This window comes from Luteolibacter flavescens (assembly GCF_025950085.1).
GTDB lineage: Bacteria > Verrucomicrobiota > Verrucomicrobiia > Verrucomicrobiales > Akkermansiaceae > Haloferula > Haloferula flavescens.
Window position 1 is genome coordinate 181,943 of record NZ_JAPDDS010000009.1, and the last position, 12,880, is coordinate 194,822.

The window sequence follows — 12,880 nt, forward strand, 5'->3', positions numbered from 1 at the left end:
ACATGGACCTGAAAACCTCCCGATCCCTCGGAATGGCGGCTGCCTCCGCCGTCATGCTGGCCCTTTCGTCCCAGAGCCACGCCACGATCATTGTCCAGGAGCTCTTCGACAACATCGGCGGCGGCGGTGACAAGTCGCTGAACGGCCTGGGCGACACCGCCACGACCGTGGGCCTCACCGGCACCTGGCAGGTGAATGGCACCAATGGCATGATGATTGCCACCAACTTCAACGGTGGCACCTCGGCATCGCCCGCCTTGCCGGGCCTCCCTCCGGGCGATGGTGCATTGGGCGGTGTGTGGAATGGCACCGGAAGCTACAATACGAACATCTACGCCACGAGGCCGCTCACCAGCACCATCGACTTCGGCGCGGACCAGGTGCTCTACTTCAGCGTCCGTCTGGACAATCCGCTCGATACCGCCATGGGCATCGGCCTGGCCTCCGGCACCTCGGCATCCGGGTCCACGTCCTTCATCGGGGCAGGCCTGAGCTGGAACAATGCGACATCCATCGGCGGTAGCGCAAACGACGCATCGAATGCCTCCTATATCTCCTACGGCACGCTGGGTGCGGACAATGGCCCCTATGGCATCCGCGCGCACGAGGCGAAGGATAGCGTGAATGGCGCTGCCTTGATCGTCGGACGCATTACCATCAGCTCCACGGTGGCAGACCAGATCGATATCATGCGCTACGGCCCGGGCTCGACCATCCAGGCCGATCCCTCACTGGTGACGGCTTGGACGGCATCGGACAGCTTCGACACCTCGATGGTGGCGGACAATCTCCTGCTGTGGCTGAACGGAGGCAGCTCCGGTGGGGGCCAAGTCGATGCAATTCGCATCGGTACTACATGGGCCGATGTCACGGGAGTGCCGGAGCCTGGCTCCGTAGCACTGGCCGCCCTTGCAGCGGGTTTCGGTTTTGTCCGTCGCCGCCGGTAATATTTCCTGGGTACTTCGAGTAACTGGCTACAGGGGCAGGCACCGTCTGAGAGCGGTCTTGCCCCTGTGGTATATTTTCGTCAAATGGACGCAAGGGTCCGGGAAGTGCTTGTGCCCGGCCTTTGTTTTCCCCCCTTCGTGCAATCCGTAGAGCTTTCCTTTGTCTCATGATGAGGTTTTCCGTTTCCGACTCTTCCGCCGCCGGTTTCATGGCTTCCCGGCGAATTCTCACCGCGAGCGCGGCATGCCTGGCGCTTTGCGGAGCGGCGGCAATGGCTGCGGAGGGCCCGGGTCTGGAGAACCGTGATTTCCCCCCTGCACAGGTGGGCACCATCCTTTCCCATGTGGACACCGGTGCGGCCATCAGCGGCGTGGCCATGCACCGCGGCTACCTCATCGTGCCGATGGGTGCGGACCACGGCGGCGGGCAGGGTGCTGGCTGCCTTACGGTCTTCGACGTGAGCAATCTCTCCGCCCCGGTGGAGGTCTTCGATTCACGCGATGAGCCGGCGCGCTACCAGACCTCGTCATCGCCGGACTACTTCGGAGATTTTGCGGAAATGCACCACCTTTCCATCTCGGGGGACCGGATACTGGTGGCCGAGCGGCACGGCGCGAGCGGTGGCTTTTCGATCCTCGACATGTCTCCGCTTTATGACGAATCGCCTGCGACGAAGCCGGGCATCGTCAGCCGCTACATTTTCCCGGGTGGCTCCCCGCCGTCGAACTACGATGGCTTCTCCTTCGCCCCCGCCTGGCAGGGCTCGCGCTATGTCTATGCGCCCACCGGTAGCGGCGGTCTCTACGTGGTGGACACGTCGGATCCGGAGGAGCCGGTGCTGATCCGCCACATGCCGCGCTCCGCGCTGGCAAACATGACGCTGCGCTCGGCCACGGCCATCGGGAACCTGCTCATCCTGAATTCCGCCGCCGTGGAGACCAGCTTCACCGCGCTGGTCATGGACATCAGCGACCCGGCGGACCCGAAGCAGATCAGCTCCTTCGGCGGCCCGCTCGGCTACCAGGGCTTCGTCTATGGCGGCAGCTTTTACGGTGCCGGCAAGCCGATCGTCCGCCACGATTTCTCGAATCCGCAGAACGTCGTTGCCACGACCCTGGCGTCCGGCTCCGTGCTCAACCAGCTCGACCGACAGGAATATGGCTTCGGCAAGGACGAGAACATTTTCATCGGTCACTATCCCGGCTCGACGAAGTGGCGCATCACTGGAAACACGGCCACCTTCGTCAACCGCATCGACTCGGGCATCGTGCCCGCGGATGACCACGCCTTCCTCACGCCGCTCGGCAATGCGGTGGCGATCACCACGGATCACAACAATCCTCGCAAGCTGATCTTCGGCCTGCACGATGCGGTGAAGGACTCGCGGCCGCCGGTGCCGAATTTCCATTCTCCGTCCGCGAATGCCACGAATGTCAGCCTGACCTCGCGCATCGGCGTGTGCTTCACCGACTACATCGACGCGGGCTCGCTCGACACCACCAGCTTCCGGGTCCGCGTCATCGGCCAGCAGGCATCCATCCCCGGCAGCGTGGGGGTGAAGGAAGGCATCGTGAATTTCGTGCCCGCCGCCAACCTGCTTCCGAATACCACTTACGAGGTCTTCCTGCAGGGCAATGGCATCCGCGACTACTCGGGGAATGCGGTCCCCTCGGATACGATTGTCTTCCGCTTCTCCACCGGCCAGGCCGTCAGCGAATACTCCACCATCGTGGAGACCGCGGCACCCGCGGTGATGGGTTCCACGGTCAATATGCACCTCGCGGTGAACAATATCGGCGGGCAGTCGCTGGAGCACTCGTGGGACTTCGGCGATGGCTCGCCAGCCACTACCTACAGCACTGCGGTCGATGCGTCGCATACCTACAGCACGCCGGGCAATCACCTCGTGACCGTGCGCACCCGCATGGCCGGGCAGACCTACGCCACCGCGGTGAGCAACGTGCAGGTGATCCACCGCCCCATCCCGGCTCAGGCACCGGCCCGCAGCTCGACCATTGCGATGGACGCTGTGAATGGGAAGGTATGGACGGTGAATCCGGACAACGGATCGATCTCCGGCATCCTCACGAGTGACAACACGCGCGCCCACGAGATTCCCGTGGGCAGCGATCCGAAGTCGCTCGCGCTGGGGCCTGACAACCGGCTGTGGATCGCGAACAAGGAATCGTCCACGCTTTCCGTTGTGAATCGCGCTACCGGTGCCGTGGTGGCCACGCACCCGCTGCCGCCCGGCTCCGCTCCGCACGGCATCGTGGTGCATCCGTCCCAGCCGCGCGCCTACGTGTGTCTCGAAGGAAGACGCGAAGTGGTGGAGATCGATACCGCGAGCGGCGTGGTGCTGCGCACGGTGGCCACGCTCGAGTGGCCGAGGTCGCTGGCTCTCGACCCCATCGGCGGCACCTTGTGGGTCGGTCATTTCATTTCGCCGGAGGATGCGGGAAAGGTGACGGCGGTGGATCTCGCGGGCTTCACCGCGGCGACCGTGGTGGACCTCGCCCCGGTGATGGACGAGGACACGGCGAGCGGCGGCATGGGATTGCCGAACTACCTGGGCTCGCTGGCGATCTCGCCGGACTACAGCCATCTCTACGTCCCGGCAAAGAAGGACAATGTCTTCCGCGGCACGCGTCGCAACGGGCTCGACCTCACCTTCGAGCACACGGTGCGCAGCATGGCATCCAGCATCGACCTGCAGGCCCGCACCGAGACCGCATCACGGAGGCTGGACTTTGACAATAGCGACTTCGTGACCGCGCTGGCGTACAGCCCGCAGGGAAATCAGGTCTTCTTCGCCTCCAGCGGCTCGTCCTTCATCTGGGTGATCGACGCCTATGGTGGAGGCGCTCCCTACAGCATCGGCACGGGAGGCCTGGCTCCGGACGGCCTGGCCGTCAGCCCGGACGGGTCGCGTCTGTATGTCCACAATTTCATGTCGCGCACGGTGACGGTGCTGGCCACCTCGACGGTGTGCGCCGGATTCTGCGGCAGCTCGCCTCTGAAGGCAGTGGTGCCCACGGTGACGACCGACGCGCTTGCTGCCGATGTCCTGCGCGGGAAGCAGATCTTCTACAATACGGAGGACCCCCGCCTCGCCTCGGACAGCTACATGAGCTGCGCGAGCTGCCATCTGGATGGCGGGCACGATGGCAGGGTCTGGGACTTCAGCGGCATGGGCGAGGGCTTCCGCAACACGATCGACCTGAATGGCCGCGGCCTCGGGCACGGGCCGCTGCACTGGACGGCCAACTTCGACGAGGCCCATGACTTCGAAGGGCAGATCCGCGATCTGAGCGGTGGCACCGGCCTGATGAAGAACAGCGATTTCCACGGCGGCACCTTGTCGCGGCCACTGGGTCAATCGAAGGCGGGCTACAGCAGCGACCTCGATGCGCTGGCGGCCTATGTGCAATCGCTCACGACGGTGGGCCGCAGCCCCTATCGGGAAGCTGGTGGATCTCTCTCGGCGGATGCCGTGCTGGGCCGCGAGATCTTCCGCCAGGAAAACTGTGCCTCGTGCCACTCGGGCTCGACCTTCACCGACAGCGCAAGCCTCACCCGCCACGATGTGGGAACGCTCGGCGTGAATTCCGGCGAGCGGCTGGGTGGAGAGCTTGATGGCCTCGACACTCCGACCTTGCGCGGCCTCTGGAAGACCGCCCCCTACCTGCATGATGGCTCCGCGGCCACGCTCCGCGAGGTGCTGGTGGATCGCGACATCAGCGGTCGCCACGCGAATCTATTCCACCGCAGCAGCGCGGAGATCGACCAGCTCGTCGCGTATCTCTTGCAGATCGACGATCTCGAAACGTCCGCGCCCGGGTCCACGGTCAATCAACCGCCCGTGATCACTTCCTTGCCGAAGCAGGTTTCATCCGTGCAGCAGCCGGTCAACCTGCAGGTGGTGGCCTCGGATCCCGACGGTGGCGCATTGACCTATCACGCGATGGGCCTGCCGGACGGCTTGTGGATCGACGAATCCACGGGCGCGATTTCCGGCGCTCCTTCCATGGTGGCGGGCTTCACCGCGCATGTCTCCGTGCGCGATGCCGCGGGAGCCTCGGCCACGATGTCCTTCGCATGGGACGTGCTCACCTACTCCTCCGTGCCGGTCATGGCTCCGGCGGTCGCGGGCGAGTTCCGCTACGTGAAGTTCGTCTCGCTTTCCACGCACGATAACTCGCTGTGGACCGTCGTCTCCGAGTTCAATGTGCTCGATGGAAATCTCCAGGCGATGAACCGCGCGGGCTGGTCGGTCACGGCGGACAGCGAGGAGACGGCACAGGAGAATGGCCGGGCGACGCGCGCCTTCGATGGCCAGACGAATACCTTCTGGCACACGCGCTGGTCAGGCGGGAATCCGCCGCCGCATCCGCATCACCTCATCATCGACATGCTCACCACGCGCAGCGTCGGTGGGTTCTCCATCGCGCCGCGTCAGGACGCAGCCGGTGGCCGGGTGAGGGATTGGGAATTTTACGGAAGCAATGACGGCACCACCTGGACGCCTGTATCCACCGGCTCGCTGGCGAATACTGCCAGCACCCAGGCGGTGGAGACGCTCATCCAGGATGAGCAGGAGGTGGAGAAGTTCCGCTATGTGAAGTTCGAAGCGCTGACTCCCCACGAGGACTACCTCTGGGCCGTGGTGTCGGAGTTCAACGTGCTCGATGCGAGAGGCCTCTCGATGAATCGCACCGGCTGGGCGATCACCACGGACAGCGAGGAGACGGCGCAGGAAAATGGCCGCGCTACCCGTGCCTTCGACGGGCAGGGGGGCACCTTCTGGCACACGCGCTGGAGCGGCGACAACCTGCCGGGCTACCCGCATCACCTCACCATCGACATGCTGTCACCACGGCACGTGGGTGGCTTCTCCATCGCGCCGAGACAGGACTCCGCGACGGGCCGCGTGAGGACATGGCGCTTCCACGGCAGCCATGACGGCAGCACTTGGAAGCTGCTGGGCGAGGGATCGCTGTCATCCATCTTCGAAACGCAGAACCGCTACGTCAGCGGCACGCGCGGGCACGCCACATGGGAAACGTGGAGCAATGTCACGGGCGCCCTGACCGCGGATGCCCGCTACCCGGAATTCCCTAACAGCATGCAGCTCCGCTCGTCCTTCGAGGCTCCAGCGAATGCCGGGAACAACTTCGGCTCGCGGATGCGTGCCTATCTCACGCCGCCGGTCACGGGCAGCTATCGCCTGTGGATTTCCGGCGACGATGAGGCGGTCCTGCGGATGAGCCCGACCTACGAGGAATCCCGCGCGATGGAAATCGCCAGCGTGCCCTCGGCGACGAATCCGCGAGAGTGGGGGAGATTCCCCGTCCAGCAATCCGCCCCGGTGAATCTGGTCGCGGGCCGACTCTACTACATCGAGGCGCTGCATCGCGATGGCACCGGCAATGACCACCTCGCCGTGGCATGGACTGGCCCGGGGACCACGACTCCGACGGTCATCGCGGGCCAGCACCTCATGCCCGTGGGTCCCGTGCCCGGTCCGCAGATGCTGTCCGCTCCGGATGTCTCGCCTGTCTTCGTGGTGGCCGAGGGCCTGCCCGCGGGCACGGCGGTCGGCAGCATTCAGGCGAGCGGCGGTCCTTTCGTCTATCAGATCACGGGAGGAAACGCGGCCGGCAAGTTCGCGATCAATTCCGCCACCGGCGCGATCACGCTGGCCGGCGAGCTCGACTACGAGACCACGCCGCAGCACCTGCTTACCGCGCTGGCCACCGGAGCTTCCGGTGAGGCGATCTCCTTCCACATCACCGTGACCGTCGCGAACCGCATCGAGACGAATGAAGAGGCGGTCCGGCTTGCCCTGACGGGACCCGGCGGTGCATTCGAGGGACACGGGAATCCGGCGCTCATCGGCTTCGCGAGCGATCCCGATGGCGATGGCATCGCGAATGCCTTTGAGGTGCTCTTCGGCAATGATGCCGGTGCCAGCGATGCGTTGCGCCCGATCCGCTTTGTGCCGGTGGAGGTGGGCGGCGAGACCCGCATGGCTTATGAATTCCAAGTGGCCGCCTCCGCCACGGAGGTGCTGGAGTTCCGCTGCATGGGGTCGTCCGATCTCCAGTCGTGGACCAGACTGGCCGCCGAGCCCCAGATCATCGCCGAAGCAAATGACCTGCGCACCTACCGCGTGGTGGATGACGTCCCACTGTCGGACGGTGGCCGCCGCATGATGCGGATCTCGCTCGAGCCTTGAAGGATCGGCCTTGGAAAGTGACTCCTGCTGCCAGCATGCGGTGGCAGCAGGAGGTCTGGCAGGTCTTGGGAAGAAAGGCTTCTTGCCATTCCGGCGTTTGCAGGGGCGTTATCTCAACCGTGAATCCGCACCCAATCAAACGCGTTTGTAATCTGGCCTTTCGGATCAATCGAGCGTCGCTCATGGCTCTGGCACTTGGCGGCCTCGCCCTCAGCGGCGGCATGCCGCAGGCCTCGGCCCAGGAGGCGGCTGCGTCTAACAGCTACAAGAACCCGGTCATCGCGGGAGACTTCGCCGATCCCACCATCATCCTCGTCGGCGACACCTACTATGCCGCTGGTACCTCCTCGGAGTGGGCTCCCCATTACCCCATCTACACGTCGAAGGACCTGGTGAATTGGGAGCACGTCGGCCATATCTTCGACAAGATGCCGGAGTGGACCGTCGGCAGCTTCTGGGCGCCGGAATTGTATTATCACGACGGCACCTTCTACGCCTACTACACGGCCCGTAGGAAGTCGGACAATATCTCCGTGATCGGCGTGGCCACCACGGACGATCCGCGCAAGGGCTTCACCGACCGCGGCATCATCTGCGAGTGGGGCAAGGAGGCCATCGACGGCTTCGTTTTCAAGGACAACGACGGGAAGTTCTACTTCTCGTGGAAGGCCTACGGTCTCGACCGCGACCGCCCGGTCTCGATGCTCGCCAGCGAGATGACGGATGACCTGCTGAAGCTGAAGGGCGAGGCATTCGAGCTCTCGCAGGCCGACGGCAAGCCCATCTCCGCCGAGGGACAGGTGATGGCCCGCCGCGGGGACTGGTATTACCTCTTCTACTCCTCGAAGGGCTGCTGCGGCCGCGGCTGCGACTATCAGGCGGAAGTGGCCCGCGCGAAGAGCATCCGGGGTCCATGGGAGAATTCTCCCGTGAATCCCATCCTCTCCGGCGGTGACGGCTGGATCTGCCCCGGCCACGGCACGCTGGTCACGCTGCCGGACAAGCGGGACTACTTCCTCTACCACACCTACAACGAGAAGGAGAACGTCTACACCGGTCGCCAAGGCTTCCTCGGCGAGGTGGTCTGGCAGGAGAATGGCTGGCCGGTCCTCGCCGGTGGCCAGCATCCCGTAGCCTCCGCGCCGTCACCGCTCGGCAAGGAGCAGGCTCCCGCCGCGAAGGGCTTCAAGGACGGCTTTGACGATGCCAAGCCCGGCGTTACCTGGCAGTGGGACCTGCTGCGTCCGCCCGTGGTGAGCATCGCGGACGGCGTGCTGAATCTTGGCGTATCGAGCGCCACGAATGCCAGCCCCGCGGGCACCTTCTACGGTCTCCGCACCCAGCACGGAGACTATACCTTCACCGCCGTCATCGACCCGAGCGGTCCGGCAGGAGAGGGCATCGCCATCTACGGCGAAGCCAGCAGCGCGCTCGCCCTCCGCATCGGGGAAGGCGGTCTCGCCGTCACCAAGGTCGAAAAGGGTGAAGCCAAGGAACTCGCCACCGCGGCCCTTCCGGAGGGGGACAAGGTCCACCTCCGCATGACTGTGCAGGCAGGCCACCGCGTCCGCTTCCACGCCAGTACCTATGGCAGCGACTGGAAGGCCGTGGGTGACCAGGAAATCGACGCCGCCTTCATCCCGCCGTGGGACCGCGCCCCGCGCATCGGCCTCGTCGTCACCGGCAAGCCCGGCGACACCGGCAAGTTCGACTCCGTCGAGCTCAGCTACGAGAAGCCCTGATCCCGTCGGGATACCCGTCTAACAAAAGCCCCATTGCAGCCCGGGACGCTGCGGTGGGGCTTTTATGTTTCACAGGCATTCCCCGGAGATGGGGCACATATCCCGGGGAGAGTCCGGAGATGATCCGTCGTCCATCGTTCCAGACGAGGTTTCGCCTTGTCACCCTGCGATAGGCTGGGCACTTTCGTGGTGTTCGCATGATTACCCGATTGTTTTCCGCCGCCCTCCGGGGAGTTGACGCCTTGGAAGTGGAGGTGGAGGTGAATGCGCGAGAGTCGGAAAAGCCGCTCACGTTGATCGTGGGGCTGCCGGATGCGGCGGTGCGGGAGTCATCACAGCGCGTCCTTTCGGCGATGGCCGCTTCGGCGCTTTCGCTGGGGCTTGGGACAAAGACCGTGAATCTCGCGCCCGCGGATCTGAAGAAGGAGGGGCCCTCCTTTGACCTGCCGATTGCCCTGGCAATGGCCGCCGCCTGCGAGGGCGTGCGGCTGGAGGCGAATGACTACATGGTCGTCGGTGAGTTGGGGCTGGACGGCACGGTGCGGCCGGTCAAGGGCGTGCTCGCCATCGCGCTGGAGGCGAAGAACCGCGGACGGCTCAAGCTGATCGTGCCGGAGGCAAACGTGACCGAAGCGGCGATTGTCGAAGGCGTGGAGGTTTTCGGCGTGAAGTCTCTCCATCAGGCATGGAAGTTCCTCAACGGGGAAGAAACGATCACGCCCTTCCGTCTCGACCGGAAGGCTTACTTTGAGTCCCACCGCAGTTACGAGATCGACTTCGACGAGGTGAAGGGCCAGCACCACGTGAAGCGCGCGCTCGAGGTGGCGGTCGCCGGCGGACATAATCTCCTGATGGTAGGTCCGCCAGGAACGGGGAAGTCCATGCTCGCGAAACGCCTCGCGACCATCATGCCGGACATGACCGAGGACGAAGCAATCGAGGCGACGAAGATCCACTCGATCTCCGGCAACCTCGATCTCAAGCGCGCCTTCCTCACCACGCGGCCTTTTCGTGCGCCGCATCATACGATCTCCGATGCGGGCTTGCTCGGCGGCGGGACTAATCCCGGACCCGGCGAGGTTTCGCTGGCGCACCACGGCATCCTCTTTCTCGATGAGCTGCCCGAGTTCCGCAGACAGACGCTGGAGGTGATGCGGCAGCCGCTGGAAGATGGCCACGTCACGATCTCCCGCGCCGTCGGATCACTCACCTTCCCGGCGAGGTTCATGCTGGTGGCGGCGCTGAATCCCTGTCCCTGTGGCTACTATGGAGATAGTAAGAGGGAGTGCCGCTGCTCGCCGCGGCAGATCGAGAACTACCGCCAGCGGATCTCCGGTCCCTTGCTCGACCGCATCGACCTCCATGTGGAGGTGCCGCTGGTGGACTACCGCGAGCTTTCTTCCACGGCCACCAGCGAGAAGTCCGAGACGATCCGCGAGCGGGTCATGCAGGCGCGCGAGATCCAGCGGGGCCGTTTCGCTGGCAAGGCGCAGCAGACGAATTCCGCCATGGGCGCGCGGCAGGTGAAGGAACACTGCCGCCTCGATTCCGAAAGCGCCGGCTACATGGAGCACGCGATGGAGCAGATGAATTTCTCCGCCCGCGCCCACGACCGGATCTTGAAGGTCGCCCGGACATTGGCAGACCTCGCAGGCTCGGTGAACATCCGGCCGAATGACACGCTGGAAGCGATCCAATATCGCTCGCTCGACCGGAATCTTTTCCGGTGACTGAGGTGAAGCTTGGATCACGGAAGAACCAACAAATGGCAGCTCCCGCAAAGCTCAGTTTTCTCCCGGGCTCGGTGATGTCACGGGGATGATGCTAATATCGGCTCGAAAGCTCCCTACCTTTCACGGGGCACCTAGGGTAGCTGCGGGTTCCCGGATCGTCCGTCGGGGGCTAAGGGGTAGGCGGCGGTGTAGGTAGAGGTTTTTCGTTCACTTCCGTTTCTCCTTTCGTACTCCCTTGAATGGGTTGCTGTCGGACTTCTGATCGATGAACCGACCGGAGTCGGTATCGCGCTTCGTCCAGCGCTCGGTTTGAGGATTGAAGGTCTGAGAACGGTTCCGCACCGCGCCTTTGCGCGCTCCGTCACCGGTTGGTGGATTAGTGGCCATAGTCGATTTTGGTTCGTTGGACGGTTCAGGAGGTGTGGCAGGCGTTGCAGCAATAGTAGCACCCATTGATCCTTTCATTGGGCCAGCGCTTTTTCGCCTCTGCTACCGCCCCATAACAGGAGGCATGGTATCCCAGTTCGATCTGGTTTTCCGCTTTGGGCATGTAAGTGCAACCATTGGTCTTATCATGAACTTCATGATCGCCATTGGGCTGCTTGTTATTATTGATGATGTAATGAGGCATAATATTGATTTTGAAATGTAGTTGAGAGTTTTCGGAACATCCGGGAAGTGGGCCTGTCGAGCGGCGACAAATGTCTGAGCCAATGGAGGCTTGGCTCAGCATTGTATCCCGGGCCACCTCAGCCAAGATTGTCGCCCTCGCTCGCGTTCGGGTTCGAACAGGGGGTCTTGATTCCATTAACCTCCCGAACGTGGTAGTCAGGGTAGTTCCCCCGTTCGATTTCCCGGACGAATTGAGGACGGGTCATTTCCACTCCGCGGTTTGGATCATGGAAGCGCTCGTTACGTCCGGAATCTGACTCATCGGTTACTTTTACTGGCTTCATTTACTGTAGTCTCGGTTAGCGTTAGAAACTCCGAGAATGCTGAAAACCACCAGCGGCTTCCCGCATTCGATGACTCCGAAATGCCAATATGGAAAAAATGATCAAGCGAAAAAGTAGATGCACTATGGAAAGTGGTGGTAAAGGAGCCGCTGAATGGTAGATATTCAGGAGTTCCAAACGAAATTTCGATGTCGCTTTTAACCAACGAGGAGAATTGGGCCGCGCGAGAGCGGCTGCGTCGCGTGGAGTTTCTGCTCTGGTGGCGTGGGTGGGTGGGCAGGCAAGATTTGATGGAATTCTTCGGAATTTCACCGGCTCAAGCGTCGGGGGATTTGCAACGTTATGCCGGGCTGAACCCCGGAGCGATGATCTACCAGACAAGCCGGAAGCGTTATGAATCGACTGAAGGAATGACTTGTATCCTCCATGAGCCTTCATTCGAAGAAGCTGTGAGGATGTTCCTCGGGAATGGGCAGTTCAGCGGCAGCATGCCCCAGAGAGAGGTGTCAGATTCGCGACTATCGACTATCCAGCTTCCATTGAGGCGAATGGACATAGGAATTGCTCGTCGCGTTTTCATCGCTCTGCTGGAACGGCGTTGTCTCCAGGTGCGATACCATTCGCTGAGTTCGGGCAGCAATCGAGTGCGGGAATTGTCTCCAACAGGGCTCGCTTGGGATGGCACCCGATGGCATGTGAGGGCTTGGTGCGGAACAAGAAAGGATTGGCGCGATTTTGTTCTAGGTCGGATGTCCAAAGCCACCTGGCCTGTAAAAAGCATCGAAGATTTGCCGGAGGATCAAGACTGGGACACTTTCGAGTCGGTGACGCTTCGGATCAATCCAGCGATAAATGACGCAGGGCGCGAAGCGATCCGCATGGATTATGACCTAGCTGGGGAAACCTTGGTGGTTCGGGTTCGACGCTCCATGAAAGGTTACCTTCTGGCGTCCTTGTTCATCGACCACAGGAGTCATCGCGATTTGCCAAAGCACTTTGTCTTGGAGTCAACCTAGCCTTAGATCATCAAGATCATCCCATCAGATCCTTTGTAATCAGTAGGTTGAGGTTATTCATGCTAGGGGCCTTCCCAAGCGGAATCCGCATCCCTGTGGCTACGATGGAGATCGTAAGAGGGAATTCCGGTGCTCGCCGCGGCAGATTTAGAACTACCGCCAGCGGATCTCCGGCCTCTTGCTCGACCGCATCAATCTTCATGTGGAAGTACCGCTCGTGGGCTGTCGCGAGCTCTCCTCGACGGCC

Annotated in this window: 7 protein-coding genes; 5 read left to right on the forward strand and 2 right to left on the reverse strand. The window is 62.6% G+C overall.

Features of this window, described 5'->3' with window-relative positions; translation table 11 throughout:
* Nucleotides 1-2 precede the first annotated feature (2 nt).
* The 4 genes from OKA04_RS16540 (at nt 3) to OKA04_RS16555 (ending at nt 10,658) form a co-directional block, all read left to right on the forward strand.
* Nucleotides 3-947 carry a PEP-CTERM sorting domain-containing protein gene (locus OKA04_RS16540; protein WP_264502302.1) on the forward strand — a complete coding sequence of 315 codons (945 nt, stop codon included), beginning with the start codon at nt 3-5 and terminating at the stop codon, nt 945-947.
* A gap of 209 nt (nt 948-1,156) precedes the next feature.
* Nucleotides 1,157-7,186, forward strand: coding sequence for a discoidin domain-containing protein (locus tag OKA04_RS16545; protein ID WP_264502303.1), 6,030 nt, complete (start codon nt 1,157-1,159; stop codon nt 7,184-7,186).
* 182 nt (nt 7,187-7,368) lie between these two features.
* Complete coding sequence (locus tag OKA04_RS16550; protein ID WP_264502304.1) at nt 7,369-8,928, forward strand: family 43 glycosylhydrolase; 1,560 nt, start codon at nt 7,369-7,371, stop codon at nt 8,926-8,928.
* Between the two features lie 197 nt (nt 8,929-9,125).
* A complete protein-coding gene (locus OKA04_RS16555; protein WP_264502305.1) occupies nt 9,126-10,658 on the forward strand; it encodes a YifB family Mg chelatase-like AAA ATPase in 1,533 nt (510 codons plus the stop codon).
* A 210-nt stretch (nt 10,659-10,868) separates the two neighbouring features.
* Here OKA04_RS16555 and OKA04_RS24660 read toward each other — a convergent pair whose 3' ends face one another.
* Together OKA04_RS24660 and OKA04_RS24665 are read right to left on the reverse strand one after the other, a co-directional pair.
* A complete protein-coding gene (locus OKA04_RS24660; protein WP_343226893.1) occupies nt 10,869-11,048 on the reverse strand; it encodes a hypothetical protein in 180 nt (59 codons plus the stop codon).
* Between the two features lie 25 nt (nt 11,049-11,073).
* The gene (locus OKA04_RS24665) at nt 11,074-11,292 is read right to left on the reverse strand and encodes a hypothetical protein (protein ID WP_343226894.1); all 219 of its coding nucleotides are present in this window, start codon (nt 11,290-11,292) and stop codon (nt 11,074-11,076) included.
* A 513-nt stretch (nt 11,293-11,805) separates the two neighbouring features.
* Between OKA04_RS24665 and OKA04_RS16565 the strand changes: the two genes are divergently transcribed.
* Nucleotides 11,806-12,633: a WYL domain-containing transcriptional regulator gene (locus tag OKA04_RS16565; protein ID WP_264502307.1), complete on the forward strand. Its 828-nt coding sequence runs from the start codon at nt 11,806-11,808 to the stop codon at nt 12,631-12,633.
* The last annotated feature ends 247 nt before the right edge of the window (nt 12,634-12,880 follow it).